This is a genomic window from Oceanicaulis sp. UBA2681 (assembly GCF_002354675.1).
Classification (GTDB): Bacteria; Pseudomonadota; Alphaproteobacteria; order Caulobacterales; family Maricaulaceae; genus Oceanicaulis; species Oceanicaulis alexandrii.
Genome location: NZ_DEMB01000016.1, coordinates 245,208 through 271,066, shown reverse-complemented (window position 1 = coordinate 271,066; position 25,859 = coordinate 245,208). Strand labels below are relative to the sequence as shown.

29 protein-coding genes are annotated in these 25,859 nt (G+C 62.6%); 14 read left to right on the top strand and 15 right to left on the bottom strand.

Going from position 1 to position 25,859, the window contains the following annotated elements; genetic code table 11:
* Positions 1-64: 64 nt before the first annotated feature.
* On the bottom strand, positions 65-1,039 hold the full coding sequence (gene pip / locus B3M53_RS12640) for a prolyl aminopeptidase (RefSeq protein ID WP_273019297.1): 975 nt from the start codon (positions 1,037-1,039) through the stop codon (positions 65-67).
* Positions 1,040-1,164: 125 nt separating this feature from the next.
* Between pip and B3M53_RS12635 the strand changes: the two genes are divergently transcribed.
* Entirely contained in the window at positions 1,165-1,803 is a 639-nt protein-coding gene (locus tag B3M53_RS12635; protein WP_273019298.1) for a hypothetical protein, read from the top strand.
* Complete coding sequence (locus B3M53_RS12630) at positions 1,803-2,435, top strand: class I SAM-dependent methyltransferase (protein ID WP_273019299.1); 633 nt, start codon at positions 1,803-1,805, stop codon at positions 2,433-2,435. The genes B3M53_RS12635 and B3M53_RS12630 overlap by 1 nt, the downstream gene beginning before the upstream one ends.
* Here B3M53_RS12630 and B3M53_RS12625 read toward each other — a convergent pair.
* From B3M53_RS12625 to B3M53_RS12615, 3 genes are read right to left on the bottom strand one after another with little or no spacing between them, the layout of a single operon-like run.
* On the bottom strand, positions 2,404-3,507 hold the full coding sequence (locus B3M53_RS12625; RefSeq protein ID WP_273019300.1) for a hypothetical protein: 1,104 nt from the start codon (positions 3,505-3,507) through the stop codon (positions 2,404-2,406). The genes B3M53_RS12630 and B3M53_RS12625 overlap by 32 nt on opposite strands.
* On the bottom strand, positions 3,504-4,226 hold the full coding sequence (locus tag B3M53_RS12620; RefSeq protein WP_273019301.1) for a class I SAM-dependent methyltransferase: 723 nt from the start codon (positions 4,224-4,226) through the stop codon (positions 3,504-3,506). Before B3M53_RS12620 ends, B3M53_RS12625 begins: the two co-directional genes overlap by 4 nt.
* Positions 4,223-5,524, bottom strand: coding sequence for a glycosyltransferase family 4 protein (locus B3M53_RS12615; RefSeq protein ID WP_273019302.1), 1,302 nt, complete (start codon positions 5,522-5,524; stop codon positions 4,223-4,225). The genes B3M53_RS12620 and B3M53_RS12615 overlap by 4 nt, the downstream gene beginning before the upstream one ends.
* A gap of 108 nt (positions 5,525-5,632) precedes the next feature.
* Here B3M53_RS12615 and B3M53_RS12610 point away from each other — a divergent pair, with 108 nt between their 5' ends.
* From B3M53_RS12610 to B3M53_RS12590, 5 genes are read left to right on the top strand one after another with little or no spacing between them, the layout of a single operon-like run.
* Positions 5,633-6,811, top strand: coding sequence for an MFS transporter (locus B3M53_RS12610; RefSeq protein ID WP_022700024.1), 1,179 nt, complete (start codon positions 5,633-5,635; stop codon positions 6,809-6,811).
* Positions 6,812-6,860: 49 nt separating this feature from the next.
* On the top strand, positions 6,861-8,015 hold the full coding sequence (locus B3M53_RS12605) for an MlaE family lipid ABC transporter permease subunit (RefSeq protein WP_273019303.1): 1,155 nt from the start codon (positions 6,861-6,863) through the stop codon (positions 8,013-8,015).
* Positions 8,012-8,788: an ABC transporter ATP-binding protein gene (locus B3M53_RS12600; RefSeq protein WP_273019304.1), complete on the top strand. Its 777-nt coding sequence runs from the start codon at positions 8,012-8,014 to the stop codon at positions 8,786-8,788. The genes B3M53_RS12605 and B3M53_RS12600 overlap by 4 nt, the downstream gene beginning before the upstream one ends.
* Positions 8,789-8,797: 9 nt before the next feature.
* Entirely contained in the window at positions 8,798-9,754 is a 957-nt protein-coding gene (locus B3M53_RS12595; protein WP_273019305.1) for an MlaD family protein, read from the top strand.
* Positions 9,751-10,386, top strand: a complete 636-nt coding sequence (locus B3M53_RS12590) for an ABC-type transport auxiliary lipoprotein family protein (RefSeq protein WP_022700020.1) — start codon at positions 9,751-9,753, stop codon at positions 10,384-10,386. Before B3M53_RS12595 ends, B3M53_RS12590 begins: the two co-directional genes overlap by 4 nt.
* Positions 10,387-10,459: 73 nt before the next feature.
* Here the strand turns inward: B3M53_RS12590 and B3M53_RS12585 are convergent, their stop codons facing one another.
* Both B3M53_RS12585 and B3M53_RS12580 read right to left on the bottom strand, forming a co-directional pair.
* Positions 10,460-12,586 (bottom strand): hypothetical protein, encoded by a 2,127-nt coding sequence (locus B3M53_RS12585; protein WP_273019306.1) that lies wholly within the window; start codon positions 12,584-12,586, stop codon positions 10,460-10,462.
* A 127-nt stretch (positions 12,587-12,713) separates the two neighbouring features.
* Positions 12,714-13,034 carry a hypothetical protein gene (locus B3M53_RS12580; protein WP_022700018.1) on the bottom strand — a complete coding sequence of 107 codons (321 nt, stop codon included), beginning with the start codon at positions 13,032-13,034 and terminating at the stop codon, positions 12,714-12,716.
* Positions 13,035-13,242: 208 nt separating this feature from the next.
* On the opposite strand from B3M53_RS12580, the gene B3M53_RS12575 reads away from it, so the two are divergent.
* Together B3M53_RS12575 and B3M53_RS12570 are read left to right on the top strand one after the other, a co-directional pair.
* Positions 13,243-14,454 (top strand): DUF418 domain-containing protein, encoded by a 1,212-nt coding sequence (locus tag B3M53_RS12575; protein WP_273019307.1) that lies wholly within the window; start codon positions 13,243-13,245, stop codon positions 14,452-14,454.
* Positions 14,454-14,849, top strand: a complete 396-nt coding sequence (locus B3M53_RS12570; protein ID WP_022700016.1) for a gamma-glutamylcyclotransferase family protein — start codon at positions 14,454-14,456, stop codon at positions 14,847-14,849. Before B3M53_RS12575 ends, B3M53_RS12570 begins: the two co-directional genes overlap by 1 nt.
* Here B3M53_RS12570 and maiA read toward each other — a convergent pair.
* On the bottom strand, positions 14,846-15,490 hold the full coding sequence (maiA, locus tag B3M53_RS12565; protein WP_273019308.1) for a maleylacetoacetate isomerase: 645 nt from the start codon (positions 15,488-15,490) through the stop codon (positions 14,846-14,848). The genes B3M53_RS12570 and maiA overlap by 4 nt on opposite strands.
* 152 nt (positions 15,491-15,642) lie before the next feature.
* On the opposite strand from maiA, the gene hppD reads away from it, so the two are divergent.
* Positions 15,643-16,710 (top strand): 4-hydroxyphenylpyruvate dioxygenase, encoded by a 1,068-nt coding sequence (gene hppD, locus B3M53_RS12560; protein ID WP_273019309.1) that lies wholly within the window; start codon positions 15,643-15,645, stop codon positions 16,708-16,710.
* Between the two features lie 2 nt (positions 16,711-16,712).
* Complete coding sequence (locus tag B3M53_RS12555) at positions 16,713-17,207, top strand: MarR family winged helix-turn-helix transcriptional regulator (protein ID WP_022700013.1); 495 nt, start codon at positions 16,713-16,715, stop codon at positions 17,205-17,207.
* A 100-nt stretch (positions 17,208-17,307) separates the two neighbouring features.
* On the opposite strand, the gene B3M53_RS12550 is transcribed toward B3M53_RS12555, so the two are convergent.
* Positions 17,308-17,760, bottom strand: coding sequence for a MaoC family dehydratase (locus B3M53_RS12550; protein WP_273019310.1), 453 nt, complete (start codon positions 17,758-17,760; stop codon positions 17,308-17,310).
* Positions 17,761-17,791: 31 nt separating this feature from the next.
* The gene (locus B3M53_RS12545; RefSeq protein ID WP_028284487.1) at positions 17,792-18,052 is read right to left on the bottom strand and encodes a CBU_0592 family membrane protein; all 261 of its coding nucleotides are present in this window, start codon (positions 18,050-18,052) and stop codon (positions 17,792-17,794) included.
* 155 nt (positions 18,053-18,207) lie between these two features.
* Between B3M53_RS12545 and B3M53_RS12540 the strand changes: the two genes are divergently transcribed.
* Complete coding sequence (locus B3M53_RS12540; RefSeq protein ID WP_273019311.1) at positions 18,208-18,522, top strand: Hpt domain-containing protein; 315 nt, start codon at positions 18,208-18,210, stop codon at positions 18,520-18,522.
* Here B3M53_RS12540 and B3M53_RS12535 read toward each other — a convergent pair.
* Complete coding sequence (locus tag B3M53_RS12535) at positions 18,519-18,863, bottom strand: chorismate mutase (protein ID WP_022700009.1); 345 nt, start codon at positions 18,861-18,863, stop codon at positions 18,519-18,521. The two genes, B3M53_RS12540 and B3M53_RS12535, sit on opposite strands and share 4 nt — an antisense overlap.
* A gap of 102 nt (positions 18,864-18,965) precedes the next feature.
* Between B3M53_RS12535 and B3M53_RS12530 the strand changes: the two genes are divergently transcribed.
* The gene (locus tag B3M53_RS12530; RefSeq protein ID WP_160092317.1) at positions 18,966-19,589 is read left to right on the top strand and encodes a glutathione S-transferase family protein; all 624 of its coding nucleotides are present in this window, start codon (positions 18,966-18,968) and stop codon (positions 19,587-19,589) included.
* Between the two features lie 71 nt (positions 19,590-19,660).
* Here B3M53_RS12530 and B3M53_RS12525 read toward each other — a convergent pair whose 3' ends face one another.
* The 5 genes from B3M53_RS12525 to B3M53_RS12505 all read right to left on the bottom strand — a co-directional run bounded on the left by B3M53_RS12525 (position 19,661) and on the right by B3M53_RS12505 (position 24,963).
* On the bottom strand, positions 19,661-20,848 hold the full coding sequence (locus B3M53_RS12525; protein WP_273019312.1) for a vWA domain-containing protein: 1,188 nt from the start codon (positions 20,846-20,848) through the stop codon (positions 19,661-19,663).
* Positions 20,849-20,859: 11 nt separating this feature from the next.
* Complete coding sequence (locus tag B3M53_RS12520) at positions 20,860-21,702, bottom strand: AAA family ATPase (protein ID WP_273019313.1); 843 nt, start codon at positions 21,700-21,702, stop codon at positions 20,860-20,862.
* Between the two features lie 80 nt (positions 21,703-21,782).
* On the bottom strand, positions 21,783-22,508 hold the full coding sequence (pseF, locus tag B3M53_RS12515; protein WP_160092314.1) for a pseudaminic acid cytidylyltransferase: 726 nt from the start codon (positions 22,506-22,508) through the stop codon (positions 21,783-21,785).
* 2 nt (positions 22,509-22,510) lie between these two features.
* Entirely contained in the window at positions 22,511-23,734 is a 1,224-nt protein-coding gene (locus B3M53_RS12510; protein WP_273019314.1) for a DUF4915 domain-containing protein, read from the bottom strand.
* Positions 23,731-24,963: an N-acetyl sugar amidotransferase gene (locus B3M53_RS12505; protein ID WP_273019315.1), complete on the bottom strand. Its 1,233-nt coding sequence runs from the start codon at positions 24,961-24,963 to the stop codon at positions 23,731-23,733. Before B3M53_RS12505 ends, B3M53_RS12510 begins: the two co-directional genes overlap by 4 nt.
* Before the next feature lie 121 nt (positions 24,964-25,084).
* Here B3M53_RS12505 and B3M53_RS12500 point away from each other — a divergent pair.
* On the top strand, positions 25,085-25,859 hold a 775-nt coding region (locus B3M53_RS12500; RefSeq protein WP_286800496.1), incomplete at its 3' end, for a WbqC family protein.

Genomic DNA, 25,859 nt, shown 5'->3' with positions numbered 1-25,859 from the left:
ACGACAAAAGCCCCGGTCCGTATGGACCGGGGCTTTTTTCATGCACGGTTCAGCGGGGAGCGGGTTAGCCGAAGCGTCGCGCGAACATGTCGGTGGCGCGCACCAGCCCGTCCACTGTGCCCGGCTCGCCGGCAGCGTGACCCGCGTCCGGCACGAAGTTCAGTTGCACGCCGGGCCAGGCCTTGGCCAATTCCCAGGCGGTGCGCGGCGGGGTGACCATGTCATATCGCCCCTGAACGATGACGCCAGGAATGTCAGCCAGATGCGCGGTGTCTTCGAGCAAGACCCCGTCGCGTTCGAAAAACCCGCCATGATGAAAATAATGCGCTTCGATCCGGGCCAGCGCGTCAGAGCGGTGCGGGTCGGGGTTCACATGGTGAGGCGAGGCGCTCATCGAGATCAACGCGCTCTCCCAACTGGACCAGGCCAGCGCATCCTCGCGGCGTTCATCCATGCTGGCGCCGGACGCCAGGCGTTCGTAATAGGCGGCTATGACCTGATCGCGTTCGGCCGGGGCCAGACGTTCGGTCAGCCTTGCCCAGGCGTCCGGAAACAGCCGGTTGGCGCCGTCGCGGTAAAACCAGTCCAGCTCCTTGCGGGTGCAGGCGAAGACGCCGCGCAAGACAAGCCCCAGAACATGTTCGGGACAGGCGCGGGCATAGGCCAGCCCCAGCGTGGCCCCCCAGGAGCCGCCGAACACAAGCCATTTGTCGATGCCCAGATGTGACCGCAATTGTTCTATATCGTTCACCAGATGGGCGGTCGTATTGTGCTCCAGCAAGGAATAGGGGCGTGAGCGCCCGCAGCCGCGCTGGTCAAAGACGATGATGCGATACCGGCGCGGGTCGAAAAACCGCCGCATGGCGGGGGCGGCGCCGCCGCCCGGCCCGCCATGCAAGGTGATGACGGGCATCCCGTCGGGGCGGCCGCAATCCTCATAATAGAGGCTATGGCCCTGTCCGACATCCAGAAAGCCGGTGTGCGCCGGAGTCGTGGGCGGATACAGGCCCAGACGGCGGTGGGAGCGGAATGTGTCCATTTTTCGTGCGGTAATCAGCCGATTAACCCTCAAGTTCTGTTTACCGTGACACTATGTCGTTTTATCACTGTGTGGAACCGGGTTCGGAGGGGAAACCGGTCTGCGTTGAGAAGGGTCGCTTCGGTATGAATACGATCGTCCGGGCTCTGGGCCTAGGTATCGTTATGAGCGCTTGCATCTTGATGTCAGGATGCGCGAGCCAGCCGATTGCGCTGGGCGCTGATACTCAGGCGAACCTGGCTGCACAAACCGAACTGAGAACACACTCGCAAGCCTTGAACGCCTTGGTCGACGATGAGGGCTGGTCGCTGAGCGCTGCGCCCGCCGCCGCGGCGCGCGCCTTTTTTGGCCGGCTGATCAACGGCGCGAGCGAGCAGGCCCCCCAGGATGACCCTGTCAGCGTTTATGTGGACGCCCATGACGACATGATGGTGCAATCGCTCAATTCTGATCTGGGACAATTGATCAGCCTCACGCGCGCCATCGCTGATGCGGCTGAGGGCATCGCCGCGGCGGAGCATCAATTGGGGCAGGTCAGCCTGACCCAGGATCTGGCGTTGGCGGAAAGCGCGCTGGGGAGTGTGCGCCGGGCGCAGGACTTCTTCACAGCGGTGTCTGACCGCCTCGATGACGAAGGCGCGCTGAGCGGCTATGAGCCCATGATGCAAACCCTCGACGCCGAGAAATCGCGCCTCGCCAATGCGGCGGACGCCTTGGCGGAACGCCGCTGGGCGATGCACTCCAACCGGGGTCTAGCAAGTTAATGAGCCACACTGTTCCGGGCGACGCGCTCGACCCGCAAACCATCAAGGGCTTCCTCGCCGATGATGAGGGCCAGGCCTTGGCCCGACACGCCCGGATCGCTGCTGAACAGGCGCCGGGCGCTTTTGTTGAAATCGGCAGCTGGTGCGGACGCTCCAGCGTCTATCTGGGCCGGGCCGCGCGCGCGGCGGGGCGACTTCTGTTCGCCGTCGATCATCATCGCGGCTCTGAAGAACATCAGCCGGGTGAAGGCTATCACGACCCCGAGCTGTATGACGCCGAGCTGGGCCGTGTCGACACGCTGCCCGCCCTGCGCCGGACTTTGGCTCTGGCTGATCTCGAACGTGACGTCATCCCCATGGTCGGACCGTCCGCTCTGATCGGCGCCAGCTGGTCAGGTCCGCTCAGCTTTGTGTTCATCGATGGCGGCCACGCCATGGAGACGGCGCTGGCCGATTACCGCGCCTGGTCGGGGCATGTGGCGCGCGGCGGCTTGCTGGCCATTCACGACGTCTTCCCCAATCCTGAGGACGGCGGTCGCCCGCCCTATGAAATCTGGAAGCTGGCGGTCGCGTCAGGCCTGTTCGAGCCGGTGGAGCGGATCAATACGCTCGAGATTCTGCGTCGCCTTTAAGCCAGGCGTCAGCCCGGGCATGCCGGATCAGAAGGTCTGATCCGGCGCTAAGCCCATACAGGGCGTCCGCCGCCAGGATCACCGCGCCAGCGGTCCAGCTGGGGCGTTCCTTGGGCCAGACCTGACCCAGCTCATACTGCCAGCCCATCCAGTAGCCGTCGCCGTCGCGGGCCAGGGGCGCCAAAGCGCCCAGAAGGTTCTGCGCCCGGACCGTGTCGCCGATACTCAGACACGCCAACGCCAGCTCGGCGGTTTCCGCGGCGGTGATCCAGGGTTCTTCGGTGACGCAGCGGCATCCCAGATCCTCGACCACGAACCGGTCCCATCCGGCATGCAGGTGCGCTTTGGCTTCCAGCCCCGTCACCACGCCGCTCAGCACCGGGTAATACCAGTCCATGGCGTAGCGCGAGCGGTCTTCGCCCAGCCGGTCAAACCGGTGCGGCTTGGTGGTGAAGGCGTGCGCGATCTGACGCCGCGCTCTGGCCCAGTCGGTGCGTTTGCGGCCCAGCGCGTCCGCGATGCGCAATCCGCATTCGAGACTTTTAAACAGCGAGGCGTTGCCCGCTTTCAGCGAATCCACCGCCTCCAGCGCCTGGCCCTCATCGGGCTTGCGCCAGACCACGTCGCCATGGGGCGTCTGGTGATCGACCACCCAGTCCAGCGCGCGGCTGATCATGTCGGCATGACGCGCAATCAGGCGCGGCTCGTCGAGCGCCAGCGCGCTGCGCAGCACCGTGACCGCGGCGTAGCCGGTGAAATTGGTGTCATGCGCGGTGACCGGATCAGCCGGCGGCGCGATCCGCTCGCCGTCTTTATCCATGGGCACGCCCGCGCCCAGCTCTCCGAGCCAGGAGCCGTCGGCATGCTGGCGCTCGGCCAGCGCGTCAAGCGCGGCATGGGCAGCGGTTTCCCGGCCCGCGATCGCCAGCGCCATGGCGCTTTCGCCATGGTTCCAGGGGTCCCAGACGCCCGTCTCCACCCATGGAATAGAGCCGTCGCGGAGTTGCAAATCCTCGATCCGGTCTGCGCAGGCGGCGATGTCCACGCCTATGGATTGCGGGCGATGGCTCATGCCGCGTCCTTCTGGAAATACAGTGCGACGGATTTGCCCATCACCGGGTTCAACGCCGCTTCGGTCCAGCGCGTCAGGCGCGGTTTTTCCATCAAATCCCATTCCAGAAGCTTGCGGAAGGCGTTGACCGACCGGCTCTCTTCCTGGCGCTCCCATTTGGCGCAGCGCAGCCACCAATAGGGCGCATGCAGGGCGTGCGCCCAATGGCGCTTATAGGGGCGATAACCGCGACGGGCGACGCGGTCGCGAAGCTCATGATCCTTGAAGATGCGCACATGGCCGCCGGGCGTGTTCTGATAGCCTTCCGACAGCGCCCAGCAGATCTTTTCCGGCCAATAGCGCGGCACGGACAGGGCGAAGCGCCCGCCGGGCTTCACAATACGGGTGATCTCATCGAGCGCGGCGTCCACATCGGGCAGATGCTCGAGCACTTCAGAACAGATCACCACGTCAAAGCTGTGATTTGCAAAAGGCAGGCGTCCGGCGTCCCCCACGCTCCAGACCGCGCTGCGCGGCGGGTTTTGAGGCGGCGGAGGCAGTTCGAAGAAACCGTCGATCGCGCCCTTGAGGTCTTCAAGGCTGAGATCGAGCATGGTCACGTCCAGCGCCTTGTCATGCCAGTAAAAGGCATGGCTGTGCCGGCCGCGCCCGCAGCCCAGGTCGAGGACGCGCTGGCCGTCTTCAAGGTCCAGCGCATCAAGGTCCAGCGTCACCATCATTGGGCGGCAAGCTCCGTTATGTCAGGCAGGCGCCCGCGCTCTTCCAGCGCCTGGGCGTAAAGGTCCAGGCTGGCGCGAGCGTGCTCGTCCCAGCGAAAGGCGCTGTGCGCGCGGGCTGCGCACGCGGCGCTCATCTGCTGGCGCAGCGCCGGATCAGACAGCACACGCTCCAGCGCATCCGCCAGACCGTCCGCATCTTCCACCTCGGTCACAAGGCCGGCGTCGCCCGCGACTTCCGGCAAGGCGCCGCCGCGCGACACGATCACCGGCGCGCCGCACGCCATGGCTTCGGCGGCGGGAAAGCCGAAGCCTTCAAAGCGGGAGGCGGAGACAAAGACCGTCGCCTTGCGATAGAGCGCCACGATGTCATCAAGGCTGAGGCCGGAGACGAAGTCGACGCTGTCGATCAGCCCGGTGTCTTTCAGTGCGCGTTTGGTCGGGCCGTCGCGCAAGGATCCGATCACGGTCAGGCGAGGTGTGCGGCCGCGCGCCTTGAGCTTCGCCAGGGCGTCGATCAGCACGTCGAGCCCCTTGATGGGAACATCTGCGCTGGCGAGCGCTAGAACATGGTCGTCGTCGCGCGTGACGCTGGGGTCGGGTTTGAAGCTGTCCAGATCCAGCCCGTTGAACGCCACGCGCACCCGATCAGGATCGACGCCGCATCGCTGGGCGTAGGATTGCCGCGCAGCGTCTGATACCGCCAGAAAGCGCGGCAGGGCGCGCGCGGCCTTGGCCTGATGATCCACAAAGGAATGCCAGCGCCGGGTCAGGGCGCGCCGCCACCAGTTCGCCGCTCCCGCCACCGCGAAATCGCGATCAATAGCGATAGGGTGATGCAAGGTGGTGATCACCGGCAGATAGCTGTCCACGCCCGTCATCGGCAGGGCGAGCGTCTGATTGTCGTGCACCACGTCAAACCGGTCGCCATGCTCGGCGACCCACGCTTCCAGACGCATGGAATAGCTGACCATTTCGGCGAAGGCGCCGGTATTGTGCGACAGCCATTCGGTGCGGTTCGCGCGATCAAGCAGCGTGTTCCAGCGCAAGGTCAGAAAGGCGTTGTCGACGCTGAACAGGTCCAGCGAGGGCAGTTTGATCAGCTCGACATCCGGATCAAGTTCGGGATAGGGCGGGCCGGAGATCACCGATACGGCGCAGCCTTGATCGGCGAGGGCGCGCGACAAGGCGCGCACATAAACGCCCTGCCCTCCCACATGGGGGGCGGAGCGATAGCTGGAGACCAGCACACGCAAGGGCGCGGAGCGAGTCAGGGGCGGATCAAGGACGGCGTCTTTCATGAAGGCGGGAAGCTATCGCCAGCCGCGCCGGAAACCAAGAGCAAACAGTGTTCACCGTGCGGTCAAACGCGCTTTCCACACACGCTTAGCCGCGCTAAGCCCCTGATCATGTCCGCCGTGCTCGCCTCGATCCCGCGTCCTGTTCGCTTCGCGCTCTTTTACGGGGCGTTCTATCTGGGGTTCGGCGCATACCTGCCCTACATGCCGGTCTGGTACGAGGGGCGGGGGCTCAGCCCGGAAATGATCGGCGCTGCGGCGGCGGCATCGATGGCGGGGCGGGTCATCGCGGCGCCGCTGGGCGCCATGCTGGCGGACCGCGCGCCAAAGAAACGCTGGGCGGTGCTGTCTTATACGCTGGTGTCGTTTTTTGCGTTCGCCGCTTTCATTCCCGCCACCAACCCGTGGGCGATCCTCATCCTGGCGGGCATAGCCGGGGGCGCCTTCACCGGCATCATGCCGATCATCGACGCCTTCGCGATCCAGGAATCCAGCCGCCGCCGCTTCGCGTTCGGTCCGCCGCGCGCGTTCGGGTCGGCGACGTTCATCGTCGGAAATGTAGGCGCGGGCTGGCTGATCGGCTGGCTGGGCGGCGAGGCGGCCCTGGCCTGGACGCTGATCGGCGCGGCTCTGGCGGTGCTGACCGCGCTGATGCTGCCTGAAGGGCGCAACCGTTTGAAGCCGGAAACGGCCGCAGACACCGCGCCGAAGACCGGCGTGGTCGCGGCCATGCTGTCCAACGGCTTGCCGCTGGCCTTTGCGGCCTCAGCGCTGATCCAGGGCGCGCACGGATTTTACTACGGCTTTTCCGCCGTGGCCTGGCGGGCGGAAGGCGTGCCGGCGGGGGCGGTGGGCCTGCTCTGGGCGACCGGGGTGGGGGCCGAGATCGTGTTTTTCGCCGTTTCCGCCCGTCTGCTGAGTCGGGTCAGTCCTGCGAACGTTCTGATGCTGGGGGGCGCGGTCTCCGTTGTGCGCTGGCTGGCGCTGGCCCTGTCTCCACCGCTCTGGCTGCTGTTCCCGCTTCAGATCCTGCACGCCTTCAGCTTCAGCGCCACCTATCTGGGCTTTCTGCGTTATGCCGCCGATAACAGCCCGCAGCGCTTCGCCTCCATGGCGCAGGCGATCAACTCCGCCTTCTCGGGCGGTCTGATCCTGGCGCTGGCGGCCTATGCGTCGGGATTCGCCTATAGCGCGTATGGGGCAGGCGGCTTTGCAGTGATGGCGATTCCCTCGGGTCTGGGGTTGCTCTTTGCATTCTGGCTCGTGCAAACCGCGCGAACACAGCCATAATGGAGCCACACTCCCATTTAAGCCTCGGAGCTCAGGGGAAGCGGGGACGATGACAGCAGCGATCGCAACAGAGCGTCAGCAGCCGGGGCTGACCACGCGCCATGAAGGCGCGCGTCTGGTGCTGGAGCCGCGCGGCGATTGGCTGATCGAGACGGTCGGCCGTTTCAACCGCCAACTCAAGCGCATCGAAACCGAGACGGATCCGCAGGATCTGGTGATTGATCTGACCCAGCTGGGCCGGATCGACACGGCTGGCGCTTATCTGCTGGGCCGGACGCTGAGCCGGTGCGGCGAGCCGGATGCAGACTGGCATTTTATCGGCAGTCACGAGACGGCGCGCCGCCTGATGGGGGAAATGCGCGAGCGCCTCGCCGATTGTCCGGTCCCCGAGGAGACGCCGCGCGGCGTGGTCGCCACCTTCGCCCGGATCGGCGCCGGGGTGGAGGACGGCCTGAAGGAGACCGTTGAATCCTTCGCCTTTTTCGGGCGCACCATCACCACCGGGCTCAGCGTCCTGGTCAATCCGACCAAGATGCGCTGGACGCCGACCATTCATCTGATGGAAACGGCGGGCGTGGACGCGCTGCCGATCATCACCGTGCTCAGCTTTTTCATCGGCGCCGTCGTGGCGTTCATGGGCGCGAGCTTGCTGGAGACCTTCGGCGCTTCGGTTTTCACCGTCGACCTGGTGGGGATCGCGGTCCTGCGTGAATTTGGCGTGCTGATTACGGCGATCTTGCTGGCGGGGCGGTCTGATTCCGCTTTCACCGCCGCCATTGGCTCCATGAAGATGCAGCAAGAGATCGACGCCATGAAGGTGATGGGGCTCGATCCGTACGAGGTTCTGGTCCTGCCGCGGGTTCTGGCCTGTGTGCTGATGGCGCCGCTTCTGACCCTGTCCGCCATGGTGGCGGGGGTGGTGGGCGGCATGATGGTCAGCTGGTGGACATTGGACATCTCGCCCAATTTCTTCCTCACCCGCATGCACGACACCATCGATCTCAAACACTTCCTGGTGGGCATGTCCAAGGCGCCGGTGTTCGGTCTGGTGATCGCCATTGTGGGCTGCCGCCACGGGCTTCAGGTGGGCGGTGATGTGGAGAGCCTGGGCGCGCGTGTGACCACCTCGGTGGTGCAGGCGATCTTCGCCGTCATCGTGATCGATGCGCTGTTCGCCATGATGTATCTGGAGCTCGATATATGAGCGACGCGCCTTTGATCGAAGTGCGCGGCCTGCGCAGCCAGTTCGGCTCTCATGTGGTTCATGACAACCTCGATCTCGAGATCCGCCAGGGCGAGACTCTGGGCGTTGTCGGCGGCTCAGGCTCGGGCAAATCCGTGCTGATCAACACCATTTTGGGATTGAAACAGCCTGATGGCGGAGAGATCCTTTTTCGCGACGCGCCCATGTCGAAAATGTCGGGCCGGGACCGGCTCGAGCTGGAAAAGCGCTGGGGAGTCCTGTTCCAGGCTGGCGCCCTGTTCTCCTCGCTGACAGTGCAGGAAAACGTCATGGCGCCGATGCGCGAGCATGTGCGCATGCCCGTCAGCCTGATGAAGGAGCTGGCGGATCTCAAGATCGGCCTGGTGGGATTGTCGGGCGAGGCGGGCGGCAAGTTTCCCGCGGAATTGTCGGGCGGCATGAAAAAACGCGCCGGGTTGGCGCGGGCTCTGTCGCTGGATCCGGACATTCTGTTTCTGGACGAGCCCACCGCCGGGCTCGACCCGATCGGGGCCAGCGCCTTTGATGATCTGATCAAGGAATTGTCAGAGACGTTGAACCTGACAGTGGTGATGATCACCCACGATCTCGACAGCCTGCACGCCATCTGCGACCGCGTTGCGGTGATCGCCGACAAGACGATTATCGCCAATGCGCCGCTCGATGAACTGACCCGCAATCCGCATCCCTGGATACAGGAATATTTTGGCGGTCCACGCGGACGCGCCGTGTTAAGACAAGCCGCTGAGGACTAGAGGCACGCTATGGAAACCAAAGCGCATCACGCCATTGTCGGTTTCTTCGTCGTTTTCCTGACGGTGTCGGGGGTGATGTTGTCACTCTGGCTGTCCGGCGCGGCGCTGGACCGTGAATTCCGCGAGTATGACGTGGTCTTTGACGGCGCCGTCAGGGGCTTGCGCCCGGCGTCGGAGGTCCGCTTCAACGGTATTCAGGTCGGTGAAGTGACTGAGCTGGGGCTCAATCCTGATAATCCCGGTCAGGTGATCGCGCGTATTCGCGTGAATGTGGAAACGCCGGTGAAATCAGATTCCGAAGCCCAGCTCGAGCCTCAGGGCCTGACAGGGCTGTCCTATATCCAGATCTCGGCCGGCTCGCCCGATGCGGAGCGCCTTGAAAGCCGACCCGGCGATCGCGCGCCGCGCATCTACGCCACACAGGCCCAGATCGAGCAATTGGTGGAAGGGGGCGAGAGTCTCCTGGAATCCGCCCAGCTCAGCTTTGTGCGGATCGGTCGACTGCTCAGCGATGAGAATCTCGAGAGCATGACCAATACGCTCAACAATATCGAGACGATCACGGGCCATCTGGCAGAACGCGAATTGTTGATCACCGAAGCGCGTGCGGCGCTGACCAGTGTGCAGCAGGCGGGCGCGGACGTGTCTGTCGCCGCTCAGGCCATGCAACAATTCGCCCAGGTCACCGAACGCTATGTGGTCGATGACCTGACGCCGGCGACGCTGGACACCGCCGCCGCGGCGCAGGAAGTCGATCGCACCGCTGTCGAGACCTATGATGCGCTGGTCGCGATCCGCCCGGGGCTTGAAGAGTTTTCCGAAGACGGGCTGACCCAGCTGACCGCAACGCTGCGCGATTTGCGATCCCTGGTCGCAACGCTGGAGCGGGTCGCGCTGGAGCTGGAGTCTGATCCAGCCGGATTTATCGCCGAACCTGAAGGCGCTGAAGTGGAGGTGCCGCGATGAGCACTCTTGGGAAAGTCGCGCTGGGCGCGCTTGGGGCTGCAAGCCTTCTGGTGACGCCGGGCTGCATCTCCTTGCTGCCGGAAAGCGAGCCGGTGTCGCTGTATCGTCTGACCGGTCTGACGGCGGATGAAGTGGCCCCTTCCGCCCAGGCGCAGACCATACTGATTGATCAGATCAGCGCCCCGCGCGGATTGTCCGTTGATCGGGTGGCGCTGCTGCGCAATGGCGAGCTGGCCTATATGGCGGGCGCGGCCTGGCTGTCGCCGGCGCCGACGCTGGTGCATGACCGGATTCTGGATGTCTTCCTCAGCGAGACGCCGCAGCTGATCCCCGCTCGGAGTGAAGACGGGGTGGAGGCGCGCTATCGCCTGCAACTGGAATTGCGCCGGTTTGAAGCCGAATATGATCAGGGCGATGGACGGGCGCCGCTGATCCAGATGCGGATGGTCGCCCGCCTGATTGATCGGGAGGAGCGTGCTCTGGCGGCGTCACGCCGCTTTGATGTCAGCGTCCGGGCCAGTGACAACCGTCAGGCGGCGCTGATTGAAGCCTTCAGCCAGGCCTCCAACGAAACCGCTCATGCGCTGGCGAACTGGACGTCTGGCGTGGTTTGCGCCGAGGCGCCCTGTTAGCCAGAGCACCTGACCGTATGAAAAAAGGCCGGCCCATCTGAGGCCGGCCTTTTTTGTTCGGGCTTTGGCGCGCCTAGCTGTCGCGATTGCGGCGATTGCGCTTGGGGTCGTCCTTGTTCGCGGAGGGCGTCTCGTCTGAATCCATGTTGGCCAGAAGATCGCGCCAGCGCCAGCTGGCTTCCTTGCGGGCTTTCTCGACGCCGTCACGGATGCTGTCGCGCACCGGGTCCTCGTCATCGCCATTCAGCGCCGCCTCGTCTTCATCGTCGTCAGAGCGGCCAGGCCGGACGGCCTTCAGATCGGGCTTGCCTTCATCCTTGCGGCGCGCCCGTTCGGCTTTGCGCTCTTCAATCTTGGAGGCTTCCCAGTCTTCGTCACGTTCGCCGTCATCACGGTTTTCCGAGGCGCGCCTTTCAGCGTCACGGCTTGCGATTTCCGTACGCTTGCGCGCCGGTTTCTCGCTTTTGGGCCCGTCCTCATCCTTGCGTCGTCCGCTCAGCGGGTCAGGCAATTCGTTGATGTTGAGGTCCAGCGGTTTGTGGCCGCCAGCGACAGACCCCATGCGCAGGATGAAGTCGCTGAGCAATTCATAGTTCTGACGGATGCGCGACTGGAACAGGGCGTCGATATCGCGCGCCTGATCAGAAGCGGTCTGCGCCGTCTCATTGAGCTGGGTCAGGCCATCTTCCAGCGTGCGTTGCATGGCCTTGGCGGCGTTGCGCGCAGCGTCGGGCGCATCGTCGAGCTTGCTGCGCAGGCCTGACAGCTCATCCTCGATCCGGCGGCTTTCGCGTCGCGCGGCGTCGAGCGTTTCAGACAATTGCTTGCGCACCGCCTCGGCGGCCTCTTCGGCGGCTTTTTCGGCGCGGACGGTCAGGTCTTCCGCTTCACGCAGACGCGCCTGGAAGGCGTCGTCCGAGCGGCGGGCCACGTCAAATCCGCTTTCGCTGACCCGCTCCAGCGCGGCTTCAGCATCGTCGGCCTGTTTTTTCAGGCTCTCGCCGGCTTCCTCGGCGGCTTCGCGCGCGGCGCGGGCGGCGTCGCGCATCCGGTCGAGCGCACGTTCCTGGGCGCGGGCGGCTTCTTCGCTGCGTTCAGACAGGGAGTTGGCCAAATCCTTGGCCTGTCCCAACGCCTTGTCCACGGCGTCCAGGAAGACTTCGCCGGAATTCTTGGCGGTGCTTTCAAGGATTTCAGCCCCGTCGCGCGCCTTGCGCGTCATGGTTTCCAGCTCGGCTTTGTGGAAGTCGAGCGCGGCGCCGATCTTCTCTTGTTCCTTGCGCAGGGTTTCAGTCACGTCCTGCAGACGGTCGCGGTGTTTGACATAGGCGTCTTCCAGCCCGTCGGTGCGATTGCGCAGCATATCGGAGAAGTCGCGCAGCTCGGTGGCGCGCGCGTCCAGCGACAGGGCGACCCGATCGCCGGCTTCTTCGGCGGCCTGGCCGGCGGCGCTCAGGCGCTCGGCGCCCGACCGGATCAGGCGTTCGCCCTCTGACGCCTTGGCGTCAGCCAGCTCGGCGGCGGCGGCGACCATTTTGGACTGGTCCTGTATGGCGGCGGCGATCATGGCCGCCTTGTCATCGAGGCCTTCAGACACGTCATTAAGGCGCAGGCGTTCGTCACGCAGGGCGCGGGTCAGCTGCTCGGCGCGCTCTTTGGCGCGGCTGGAGCCGTCTTCCAGACTTTCGGCATGGTGGGTGATCACCTCTTCCATGGCCGCAAGCCGCGCCAGCGCGCTCTCCATCGCCTTGTTGACGCGATCGACCTGCATGGTGATCGCATCGGCCAGACGCGAGGCGTCTTCCTCGGCGTGTTCGGTAGGCGTGGCGAGGCGCAGGACCGCCGCATCCAGATGGCGGGCGCGAGAGCCGGCGCGGGACACTTCACGTCCCAGAAGGCCCGCCAGCACGAACAGCAACGCCGGAGCGGCCGCGAAGACTGACAGGCCCGCCAATTGTGCAGGGCTCAGGGCTGTCAGGTCGGTGTATCCGGCGAGATAGGCCGCCGCGCCGCCAAACCACAACAACCCGAACGCGGCCCCGCCAAAGGCCAGCCAGCCGCCGCCTTCTGTTTTGGGAGGCGGCGCGGTCATCTGAGGCGCGAGGGATGTTGAGCGGATCGCTTCCAGCGCACCGCCCGCCGGTTCGGCGATCACGCTTTCCTCAATCTTTTCAGCGTCTTTTGTATCCTTGGCAGCCATGACGTCTCGTCTGGTTTGGCGCTGATCCAGTTCGGATATCGCCGTGAAACGACTATCCTAACAGAATCACGCGGCACTGCAGGCCTGTTTGTTCAGACCTAGTGTGTAACGCCAGAGTGTGAGTCGATCAAAGAGCGGGAAGCGCACGCCGCAAAGACAGGGTTTCGCAATCGTTAAGAATAATGATTTGCGGAGTAGAGTGCGCCGGAAGCGCGCCGGGCGCGCTCTCCGCCGGTGCGATCACCAGAGACGGCGCGCACAGCGATTGCGTATTCTGAGCGGACACTGAAAACGTGGCCGGAGTCAGCAAGGCGCCGCCGGACAAGGTCTCGACCTGATGCGGAGCGAGTTGGATGGCGTGCGCAGCGTCTTCGCGCTCATACCCCAGTCCCAGAAAGGACAGGGTGGCGGCGAGGATCATGTGGGCGATATCGATGAGCAGCGACATAACGGGCCTTGGCGCAAGACGAACGAGAATTTTTATGCGCCTGACGCGAGACCGAGACAAGGTCGGTTGCGCTGAAATTTCATGAACTCTTGGTAAGTTTAGATGGCTCTGGACTGATAACAGTCTTGCGCCGCTTCTGAAATGCGGCGAGCCTGTCAAATACTCAAGCCCTGTTAAGATTGGGGGCTGTCAGGACTGGGGGACCATCATGAGCCTGCATACCGCGCCAGTGGCCGCGAAGGATCGCTTTGAAAGCCTTGATGTTCTGCGCGGGGTCGCCGTGCTGGGCATTCTGATGATGAATGTGCAGGCTTTCACCATGGCGTCCAACGCCTATGCGTACCCGCCGGCGCACATGGATCTGACCGGAGCCAATCTGACGGTCTGGTACATCTCGCACGTCTTTTTCGAGATGAAGTTCATCACCATTTTCTCCGCGCTGTTCGGCGCCGGCATGTTGCTGATGGTGGGCGAAGAGCCAGACGCTCCGCGCAAGCTGCACTTCTCCCGCATGACCTGGCTGTTGGTGATCGGCCTCATTCACATGTTCGGCCTGTGGTTTGGAGACATCCTGGTCACTTATGCGATCGGTGGCTTCATCATCGTGTTCTTCCGGCGCATGTCGCCAGGCAAGCTGATCGGCTGGGGCCTGTTCTGGGTGGCCCTGTCGGGGCTGCTGATGGTCGCCATCTTCGCCAGTTTCACCCTTTTGCCGGCCGATATGGGCCCGACGGATGTGGGCATAGCGTATAGTGATGAGCAGCTGGCGGAGCTGGTGAACACCTATCAGAGCGGTTATTTGCCCAGCCGTATTCCCAATGCCCTGAATGGCTTGGGCAATATCCTGATGTTTGCTTTCTTCGGCGGTCGGATCGTCGGCGTAATGCTGCTCGGTATGGCGCTGTATAAACTCGGCTTTCTGCTGGGCCGTTGGAGCGTGCGTCATTACGTCATCGCCGCAGCGGTTGGGCTGGGCGTCGGCTTGCCCATCGTGGCCTGGGGCGGTCAGGTGGCCATCGACCATGATTTTTCTCTGGACACGATGTGGATTCACACCGCCACAAATTACGGCGGCAGTCTTCTGGTGAGCCTGGGCTATGCCGCGTTGATCAACCTGGCGTGCAAGGCGCCCTGGTTGAAGCTGATCCGCGCGCCGTTCGCGGCGGCCGGGCGCATGGCGTTTACCAATTATCTCACGCAGTCGATCGTGATGGTGTTCCTGACCGTGGGCGGAATTGGCCTTGGCCTGTTCGGCGAGCTGGAGCGTATTCAGCAGGCGCAGCTGGTGGTCGTCATCTGGGCGGTGCAGCTGATCGTGTCCGTCCTCTGGCTGCAGGTGTTCCGCTTCGGTCCGTTTGAATGGCTGTGGCGCAGCCTCAGCTATGGCCAGCTCCAGCCCATCATGAAGGTCAAGGCCTGATGCAGGTTCAAACGGGCGACGCGTTCGCCGTTTATGGTCTGCTCCGGGCTGGAGAAAGCGGCTTTGCGCGCTTCGGGCTTGAAAACGCCTTCGCCCCGCTCGGCCCCTGCACCTTGCGCGGCCAGCTTTATGATCTGGGCGCCTATCCGGGGCTGGTCGACGGGGCGGGCTCGGTGGTCGGCGAACTCTTTGAAGTGCGTGACGCCTCGGTCATGCCGAAGGTGGATGCGTTCGAGGATTACTGGCCCGAAGACCCGGCGCGCTCGCGGTATGTGCGAAAAAAGGTCCGGCTCATCGAGCCGGACCGGGACGCTTGGGTCTATATCTGGGTGCTGGGCGTTGAGACCGCTCGCCTGATCCCCAGCGGAGACTGGTTCAAACGCGAAACCGACTAGACGGCGTCGGGCTGGTTTTCAGGCGCCGCGCGTTCAAATTCGGGCAGCGCGCGCGCCGCTTCATCCGCTGCGACCAGTCGCGGATAGGGTGTCAGATCAACGCCGAACCGGCGCGCATTGAACATTTGCGGCAGCAGGTAAATCTCCGCCAGCGTCGGTCCGTCGCCGAAAACGAAGCCGTTCTGGCCATCGGCCTGATCAGCCAGCTGTTCCAGCGCATCAAAGCCCACGCTGATCCAGTGACGCGCCCAGGCGGGGCCGGCCTCGGCGTCATCGCCGGACAACTCGCGCGCCTTTTTCAGGATGCGCAGGTTTTGCAGCGGATGAATGTCACAGCCGATGGCCGCCGCGAAGGCGCGTACGCGGGCGCGCTCAATGGGGGCGGTAGGCAGCAAAGGCCGCTCGGGGAAGGTCTCTTCAATCCATTCCAGGATCGAAACGGACTGGGTCAGCACCTGTCCGTCCACTTCCAGCGCCGGGACCAGGCCTTGGGGGTTGAGCGATTTATAGGCGTCTGAATGCTGCTCACCCGTGGCCAGGTTCACCGCGACATACTGATACTCAACGCCTTTCCAGTTCAGCGCCAGACGCGTGCGATAGCTGGTGCCGGAGCGAAAATAGCCGTGCAGGACGAGTTTCATGAAACATTTCTCCGGAGTTTGAGGCGGGGCTGCTGAGATTGGGGGTGAATTTAGTTGCAAATGATACTATCTTCCGCCACACGACGATGCGCGCCGGAGAGCGGCTGATCAAGCCCGCCGGCGCATCACGATTGATTTAAGGGAGCGCCCCCATGGCCGATCTGTTTGAGAACCCGTTGGGCACCGACGGCTTTGAGTTCGTCGAGTATACGAGCCCGGAACCGGAAAAAATCGAGGCGCTGTTTAAGAGCCTCGGCTTCACCGCTGTCGCCAAGCACAAGACCAAGAACATCACCCGCTACAAGCAAGGTGACATCAGCTTCCTGGTGAACAAGGAAGAAACCGGCCAGGCGGCGGACTTCCGCAAGGAACACGGCCCCAGCGCCAACGCCATGGCTTTCCGGGTCAAAGACGCCAAGGCGGCCTATGCTGACGCTATCGCGCGCGGCGCCGAACCGTTCGGCGACGGCGTCTGGACCGACGAGATCCCGGCCATCAAGGGCATTGGCGGTTCGGCGCTTTATCTGGTCGACACGTATGGCGACAAGACGATCTATGATGATCTGTTCGAGCCGATCGCAGGCGCCGAAGATAAGGGCGGCGTGGGCCTTGAGGTGCTCGATCACCTGACCCACAACGTCATCAACGGCAATATGAACAAGTGGGCGAGCTTTTACGAGAACGTCTTCAACTTCCGCGAAATCCGCTATTTCGACATCAAGGGCCAGCACACCGGCCTTCTGTCACGCGCCATGACCGGCCCGTGCGGCAAGCTGAAAATCCCGCTGAACGAAAGCTCGGATGATCAGTCCCAGATCTCTGAATATCTGCGTGAGTATAATGGCGAAGGCATCCAGCACATCGCCCTGACCACGCCGGACATCTATGAGACGGTCGAGCAACTGCGCAAGAACGGCGTCGTCTTCCAGGGCACGCCAGAGACCTATTACGAGCTGGTCGATGAGCGCGTGCCGAACCATGGCGAAGATCTCGAGCGTCTGAAGAAGAACAACATCCTGGTGGACGGCAATCCCGAAACCGGCGACGGCCTGCTGCTGCAGATCTTCACCACCACCAATATCGGACCGATCTTCTTCGAGATCATCCAGCGCAAGGGCAATGAAGGCTTCGGCGAGGGCAATTTCAAAGCCCTGTTTGAATCCATCGAGCTTGATCAGATCCGCCGCGGCGTGATCAAGACCGAGCCGGCGGCCGAGTAATTTTGGCCGACGACGCCCGTAAACCCTTGGATGCAGGCGAGGGCGGAAGCCTTCGCCTGCCCTCCTATGTGCCTTATCGCCTGTCGGTGACGTCCAACAAGGCGTCCAGCCTGATCGCCAAGGCGTATCAGGCCCGGTTCGGACTGACGATCTGGGAATGGCGGGTGATTGCGGTGCTGGGCGAGGGCGCGGCTCTGACCGCGCAAGCGGTGTGTGAAGCCACCGCCATGGACAAGGTCAGCGTCAGCCGGGCGATCCGCGCTCTGGATGAACGCGGCCTGGTGACTCGTATTCGCAATGCGCAGGACCGGCGCGCCAGCGACGTCTCACTGACGGCGGAAGGCCGGGCGATTTACGCGGACGTGGCGCCCCTGGCGCTCGATTACGAGCAAAAACTACTCGCTGCGTTCTCAGACGAAGAGCGCGACCAGCTCATGAGCCTTCTCGACAAGCTGGAAGCGCAACTCGATGAAGTGGGGCAGGCGTTCGAGCGCTAGAGCCGTTTCGGTCGACTTTGATCGACCAAATCGGCTCTAGGGCATTCTTGGGCGCCTTTTCGAACCGCGAAACCGGTTCCCACTTTCGCTGAAAAGGCGTCTAGCCTTCCACCACCAGGCTGAGCCATTGGGCGATCAGCGCCGGGCTGTCAGAGCCCTCGATCTCTACAACGGCGTCCTGGGTCAGCTGAAGCTGGCCGGGTTTGCGTTCAATGACATTGGCCAGAGTGAACGTGCCGCGGATCTTTGATCCTACACGCACCGGCGTCAGAAAGCGCACTTTCTCAAAGCCGTAATTGATGCCGATCACGCCCGACTCGAAGGCCGGCAGGGCTTTCTCGGCGAAATGGCTGAGCATGGACAGCGTCAGAAAGCCGTGGGCGATCGGGCCGCCGAACGGGCTTTCGTTTTTCGCGCGCTCAGGGTCTACATGGATGAACTGGTGATCCAGGGTCACGTCCGCGAAGGTGTTGACCTGATCCTGGGTGACCTCAAACCAGTCCGACGAATGCGATTGGCCCAGACGGGCCTTGTATGTGTCTAGCAAGCTCATGGTCCGAGTTGAACGCTTTAGGCCTTAACGGTCAAGCGTCTGATCGCGCCTTGCGGCGACGGATCACCCATTTCGCCAGACCGAACAGCGAGATGGAAAGCCAGCATATTTCAATAACGAAGCTCGCCAGATTGAACGTCACCATCAAGGAGACGAGCAAGAGCAAGGCGCCGCACAGATTAAGCAGCAAATAGCCCAACCCGTCGCTGCGGACTTTCTCGATCTGAAGGAGGAAGAAGGCGGAGAGCACGCAGGCGACGCCTGTGAGCCCGATCACGTCTGACAGCATCATGGAGTCGTTGCGTCCCTGCATTGTTGGGGCTGGTAGGTCTGAGGCCAAGCCCTACGTCTCCTTAAGCATACGGACAAGTCGCCTGGCTGCGTGAAGGTCTGTTAAGGTGCGGGCTCTAAGGCTGGGGGCTTCGAGATACGGAGGCTTTGACGCCCATGAGCGCGCCCGTTTTGGACCGAGATCATCTGGAGCAGTACACCGCTGGCGATGCGGCGCTGGAGACAGAATTGTTCGGATTGTTGTCCGATCAGATCGACGCCTGCATCAGCCTGATGAAAGCCGCGCGGTCTGATGAAGACTGGCGCACGGCGGTCCACACCCTGAAGGGCGCCGCGCGCGGCGTTGGCGCGATGGAGCTGGGTGAGGCCTGCGCCAAGGCGGAGGCGTGCTATCCCGATGCTGAAGCGCTGCAGGCGGTGAAGACGGCGTCCGAACGGGCGCGAGACGCCATGGCGGCGGTGCGCGGCTAGCGCGTCTTGTCCCAGACCCTGAATTCGTAAGCGATGGATTGCTCGACCAGCTCACGCCAGACCGGCTCGGCGATCGTGGCGGGCAGGCCTGTGGTTTCGGCGCTCTTGAGCACCTTGCTCACAACATCCTCAATCCGCGCTTCATCGCGCACCACATCCCGGCTGGGCTTGATGCGTGCGGCGGCTTGCATATAGCGCGTGCGTTCGGTGATCAGCGCGACAAGGGCGCGATCCATCCGGTCCACGCCATCGCGCACGTCCGCCATGGTCTCGCAGGCCTCTGGAGCCGTGCGAGCGTTGAGATCTTCGAGATCAAAATGGTCAGGCGTTTTAGATGACATGGCGGCGTTATAGGCTGAAGTTTCCCGGCTCCAAACCCCTGTCTCGCATTGCATCGCGGCCGGGTGCAGCTAAAACTCGCTGAAAGTTTGCAGGAGAGCGCTATGCAGCCCGTCACCCTCTACGGCAATATCGAAAGCGGCAATTGTCTGAAGACCCTTTGGGCGGCGAAAGTCGCACAGGCGCCTCATGACTGGGTGGAAGTGGACATCTTCGGCGGCGAGACCCGCAGCGACTCGTTCCTGGCGCTGAATCCTGCAGGTCAGGTTCCGGTCCTGCGCATGGCGGACGGGCGCACGCTGGCCCAGTCCAATGCGATCTTGTTGTACCTTCTTGAAGGCACGGACCTGATCCCGTCCGACCCGTTCCAGCGCGCGGTGATGATGCAATGGCTGTTCTGGGAGCAATATTCTCATGAACCCTATATCGCCGTACGCCGCAGCGCCTTGCGCTTCAAGGGCGCGAGCGAGGCGGATCTCGACCCGGACCTCTACGCCAAGGGACGCCGCGCCCTGGGGGTGATGGAGATGAATCTGCTGTCGCAAAGCTTCATGGTCGGCGAAGACATGACTGCCGCCGACATCGCGCTGGTCGCCTATACGCGCGTCGCCGATGAGGGCGGGTTTGATCTGTCAGAGTTTCCCGCCGTGAACGGCTGGGTGCGCCGGGTGGAGAGCGCGCTGGGCATCGAGCACGGCCAGGCCGCGGTCCATGGCGACCCGGAGTAGCGCAGGCTGAGAAGTCCAAGACAAAAGGGCGCCCCTTCGGCCGCCCTTTTTTCATACTCAGCCACGAGCGTTTAGCGCCGCTTGGCCAGTTCCTTCATCGCCTTGTCCACGCCTGTCAGGGTCAGGGAGAACATGCGCTCCTCGCCGATGATCTCGCGCACCAGCTGCACCGAATAGGTGTGCGGCCACCAGCCCTCGGGCGTCGGGTTCAGCCAGACCAGATGCGGATAGGTTTCTTTCAAACGCCGCAGCCAGACCCCGCCGGCTTCCTCGTTCCAGTGCTCGACCGAGCCGCCGGGATGGGTGATCTCGGAGGGGGACATGGCCGCGTCGCCCACGATCACCACCTTGTAGTCGCTGGGGTATTTGTGCAGCACGTCCCACATGGACTGGGTCTCGGTGCGGCGGCGCAGATTGGACTTCCACACGCCTTCATAGATGCAGTTGTGGAAGTAGAAATACTCAAGATTCTTGAACACGCCCCGCGCGGCCGAGAACAGGCGCTCGGTCAGATCGATATAGGGGTCCATGGACCCGCCCACATCAAAGAACACCAGGACCTTCACCGCGTTGCGGCGCTCGGGGCGCATCTGGACGTCCAGATAGCCCTTGTTGGCGGTGGCGCGGATGGTGCCGTCGAGATCAAGCTCTTCTTCCGCCCCGTCACGGGCGAACTGGCGCAGACGACGCAGCGCGACCTTCAGGTTTCGGGTGCCCAGCTCGCGTTCTGAATCAAGATCCTTAAAGCGGCGGTTCTCCCAGACCTTGCTGGCTTTCTTGTTCTTCGACTTGCCGCCAATGCGGACGCCATTCGGGCTCCAGCCTGAATTGCCATAGGGGCTGGTGCCGCCTGTGCCGATCCATTTATTGCCGCCCTCATGGCGCTTTTCCTGCTCTTTGAGCCGGTCCTGCAGCGTCTTCATGAGCTGGTCGAAATCCATCTCCTGCAGCGCCTCCATCTCCTCCTTGGTGAGATGACGCTGCATCTGGGCTTTCAGCCAGTCTTCGGGAACCTCGTCGGATTTGAACAGATCGCCAAGCGCTTCAATGCCTTCGAAATGATGAGCGAAGACCTTGTCGAACTTGTCAAAATTGCGCTCGTCCTTGACCAGCGCCGCGCGGCTGACGGCATAGAAGCTGTCCACCTCCTGCTCGATCGCGCCCTTTTTCAGGGCTTCAAGCAGGGTGAGGTATTCCCGGGTGGACACCGGGATTTTCGCCGCGCGCAGATCGGTGAAGAAGCGATGGAAAAGGGCCATGCGCTCGGCTCCTAGCCTTCTCTCCGGGTCATGAAGGCGAGGCGTTCAAACAGCTGAACATCCTGCTCGTTCTTCAAAAGCGCGCCGTGCAGCGGCGGGATCAGCTTGCGGGTGTCGCGCTCGCGCAGGATGGCGGGATCGATGTCTTCAGCCAAAAGGAGCTTCAGCCAGTCCAGCAGCTCGGAGGTGGAGGGCTTCTTCTTCAGGCCCGGCGCGCTGCGCACCTCAAAGAACATCTCCAGCGCTTCGGCCAGCAGCTCGGATTTGATGCCGGGGAAGTGGACATTGACGATCTGCTCCATCGTTTCCTCGTCGGGGAAGGCGATGAAGTGGAAGAAGCAGCGGCGCAGGAAGGCGTCCGGCAGTTCTTTTTCATTGTTCGACGAGATGATCACGATCGGGCGTTGTTCGGCTTTGATCGTCTCGCCCGTCTCGTAGACATAGAACTCCATCCGGTCGAGCTCTTGCAGGAGGTCGTTGGGGAATTCGATATCGGCCTTGTCGATCTCGTCGATCAGCAGGACAGGGCGCACATCGGCGTCGAACGCCTCCCACAGCTTGCCCTTGCGGATATAGTTTTTGACGTCGTTGACCTTGTCATTGCCCAGCTGGGAATCGCGCAGGCGCGCCACGGCGTCGTATTCATACAGCCCCTGATGCGCCTTGGTGGTGGACTTGATGTGCCACTCGATCAGCGGCGCCCCCAGAGAGGTCGCGACCTGGCGCGCCAGCTCGGTCTTGCCGGTGCCGGGCTCGCCCTTCACCAGCAGCGGACGTTCGAGAATGATGGCGGCGTTCACCGCGGCGGCCAACTCGTCGGTGGCCACGTAATCCTTCGTGCCTTCAAAACGCATGTCGGGTGTTTTCCCTGTTTTGTGTTCTGTATCGTTCGGGCGCCCCCCAGCACCCGGTTGCCGTCCTGTTTACACGCACTCTAACGCTGCGCGTTCCGCCCGTCATCCTTGCGCAGTGCTGCGAACATAAGCTCGGCGCGGTCCCAGTCATATGGGGTATCGATATCCTGAACGCGTTCAGGCGCGATCATTATGGGTATGGCGCGGGGGGAGAAGACCGGAGCCTCCTCTTTTAAAGCATTGGGTCGACACCAGAAAAACTGCGCAGCATCGTGAAACGCCTCTTCCAGATCCTGCGATCTTGAGCCGATGAATTCTGGATACATCGGCGCCAGGCCGGGCCCGGATTCACTGTGAACGGCTTTCAGCGCGCGCTGCACGGGAAACGCGAAGGGCGTCACCGAGATCGCATACTCCTGCTGCGGGGCCTCGATCAGGGCGTCATGGCCGCGCGTGATGTCGGCGGCGCTGAGGAAGGGCGCGGTGGCGTAAATGGCGCAGACAAGCTCGGCGCTCTGGCCCGTGATCCGCTGCATCTCTTGCATGGCGTGGGCGATGACGGGGATGACGCCGGTGAAATCATCCGCCAGCTCTGGCGGGCGGCGGAAGGGCGCCGTTGCGCCGGCTGCCTCCGCGACTTGCGCGATTTCATCGTCATCGGTGCTGACGATCACATGATCAAACAGGCCCGTTTCCAGAGCCGCCGCGATCGGCCAGCTGATCATGGGTTGGCCGTGAAAAGGGCGCACATTCTTGCGCGGGATCCGTTTGGAGCCGCCGCGCGCCGGGATGACCGCGATCTTCATGATCAGCGCTTCGTGTTGAGCGCAATGCCGTGAATCTCCGACACCGTGGAGGGCAGGTGGAAGCTCTTGGACACCTTGGTGTGCTCATCAAACACGGTGATGGCGGTGTCGATGGCGATGTTCTGGCTGACGCCCATGGCGGCGGAATAATTGCGGTTCCGGCTCTGGCCGATGAAGAAGCGCGCGCCGTCATGGGCGAGGCCGCGAGCGAAGCCCGGAAACTGCCCCACGCTCTGGGCGTTGTTCTTCAGAAGGCGCCCGCGCAGGGAATCAAGCACCACCAGCGAGCCGTCCACAAAGTCGATGGAATGCGGCATCCACAGGTCTGAAATCACGGGTCCGACCCAGCTTCTGTCCGCCAGGTCATATTCCAGCACAACGCCGTCAAACACGTCGCGTTTCCAGTTTCCAGTGGCGGAGAACATCGACAGGTAGACGCTGTCGCCCAGCACCAGAATGTCGTTGCAATGATGCTGCGCCGATCCTGTACGCGCCTGTTTGGGGCTGATCGGTATGCGGTCGACCTCCTCGCCCAGTTCGGAATAGACGAGGATCGCGTCGAGATAGGAGCAGGCGATAAAATACTGCCGCTTCTCCTCGGACCAGCTCACCCCGTGACAGCGCGCGCCCTGGGGCAGGGCGAAGCTTTTCAGGATATTGTAGTCGCGGTCAAAAATGATCAGGCCGCGCTCGTCATCAATGGCGATGAAGTGCTCGCCATGGGGGCGCAGGCCATGAAAATTGCCCTTGAAGACCTTGCGGAAGCTGTGTTTCGCGCCGGAGATCTGAAGCTCGTAAAGCCCGCCGCCGGCTTCGGGGTCCTCCAGAGGCGGCAGACCGCAGGTGAACAGCACCGTCTCTTGAAGGCTCTCCATCTCCGCGATGATGCGCAGATCATTGAGCACCGGGCTGACGACAAAATCCTGACCTGGGATAAGGCCAAAGCTCGCCAGTTGCTCGCCGACTTCCACAAATGACGTCGTGCAGATCACCACGAACGGGCGGAGCGCGGCGTCTTTCAGGCTGTCTGGGCGCGCAATGGTCAGCCCGGCCTGAGTTTCGCCTGCAAGATTGGGATTGTTGTCGACGATCCCGGTCACGCCCTTGATCCGGCGCAGGGTCTTGTCGGCGATATTGCCCGCGCCCGCCAGCACGATGGGTCGGCCCCGGCCGCGCATGTTCACATCGGCGAAGGTCGTGAATTCGGCTGTGGTCGTCCGGCTCATACTTGCTTGCCCTTGACCAGATACTGCTCGCGGCGCGGATCGTTTTTATCAAGATAGACCGGGCCATAGCTCGACGATCCGCCCCAGACGTCATCCTTGACCCATTGGTCGTTCTCGATGCGCCAGACGCGCGGATCGCGGAAGGTGTCGCAGATCTGGTCGAACTCGGCCTCGGTCATGTCCACATATTTGAGCCAGCGCTCAAGATCGCGGCGCGGTTTGACGTGGTCATGCTTTTTGACCATTTCGAGCCCGGTCTTGTAATCCATCACTCCCAGACGCACGTCCTGGCTGGCGTGATCGGTGGCGCGGCCATAGCCGAACTTGATGAATTTGAGATAGTCGTGAATTCCGTTCTCGTGCATGTCGTCGAGATTGGAGATCTTTCGATAGGTGCGCTCGAACGGGTATTCGGCTTTCTTCCAGCCGTACTCTTCCTCGGCCACGGCGGCGCATTTGTTGCCGTTCCATTTCTCGTAAAAGCCCAGATACACGCCGCGCACGCCGACCCGGTCGATCTCCTCGTCGGACGGGTACATGGCGAAAGAGAGCTCTTTCTCGGTCAGGCCCATTTTAAGGTCCGGGCGGCCATGACGCTCCAGCCCCTCATCGGTGAAATCATCCCAGTCCAGCCCGTGCAGGTCATGCTCCTTGCGGGTCTTGGCGGTGAATTCGGGGAAGTCCGAATACGAGAACATGCCCCCCAGATCCACCCAGCCATGATCACCCCACAACATCAAGGGAATGTCATGCAGAACGGCCTGTTTAATCGGGTAGGTCTTGATGCCGGCATGGTTGTGCCAGTTCATGTCGCCATGCAGCTTGAACCCTAAAAGGTTCATCTTGATCAGGGTCTCAAGGCCGGGGCGATAGATGATGTGATCGGCGTCGAACGCCTCGCGCATCAGCTGGAGATTATACTCGCCCTCGGGCAGGAAATTGTTGCCGTGATAGGTGACCAGAAGCGGACGCAGGCCCAGCTTTTTGACCGCCAGATGGGTCTGGTAAAAGCTGTCCTTGCCGCCGCCCACGGGGATGACGCAGTCATAACCTTTAGGATTGCGGTAATCTGCCACCAGCTCTTCGAGCATCGTCCAGCGCTCGTCCCAGTCGATGTCCACCGTCTGGCCCGCCACACGGCAGCCCGAGCACATTCCCTTTTCATCAAAGGTCAGCGGCGCCGCTGACGAGCTGGGATAAAAACAGGTCTTGCAGAACTGGACACTCATGGCGCTTCCCTCAGGCTGGGGCGTCAGCGATGACGAATCACCGCCGGGCTTAAGGGTAACAAAACGCCTCAATCGTTAAGTTTAGCCCAAGCTGCGCACCATTGAGGGGAAAGGCCGTCCATTGCGGATATTGAGCGCCCACCAGCCGGTCTACCTGCCGGGGCTGATCCTGTTTAACAAGATCGCCCTCAGCGATGTGTTCGTCTTGCTGCCGGACGTGCAGTTCCAGCGTCATAGCTGGCAGCAAAGAAACCGGGTGCGCAATGGCAAGGAGGCGATCTTCCTGTCGGTGCCGGTCAGAAAATCCGGCGATCTCAGCCGAACGATCCGACAGACCGAAATCGCAGGCGAACCCTGGCGCAAGAAGCATCTGACGACGCTGAAACAGGTCTATGGCAAGCGGCCTCACTTTGAGGCGTACTTCCCGGCCATCGAAGCCTTGATCGAAGCGGACTACGCCAATCTCTCAGACCTCAATTGCGCGCTAATCCGGCACTTTTGCGCGGTGCTGGAGCTTGAGGCGCAGATCCTTGATAGCGCGGAGCTGGTCCATGAGGGCGAGAGCCAGGACCGGTTGATCTCGCTGTGTCAGGCCGCGGGCGCTGACGCCTATATCTCCAATGTTGGGGCGGCAAGCTATGTGGATGAGGCGGGGTTTTCAGCGCAGGGCGTCACCCATTACTGGCAGGCCTTCACACCGCCGCAATACACGCAAGGCAAGGCCTTCCTGCCCAATCTCTCCATCGTCGACGCGCTGTTCAATCTGGGGCCGGACACGGCCAGGCTGGTGCGAAGCTGTGGAGAGATGACGCGTGATCTGGAAGTGGCGCAGGCGGCGCTGGCAGGTGAGATTGAAACCCCGGCCAAGCGGAGCGCAGAGCCGGGGCCTCCATCAG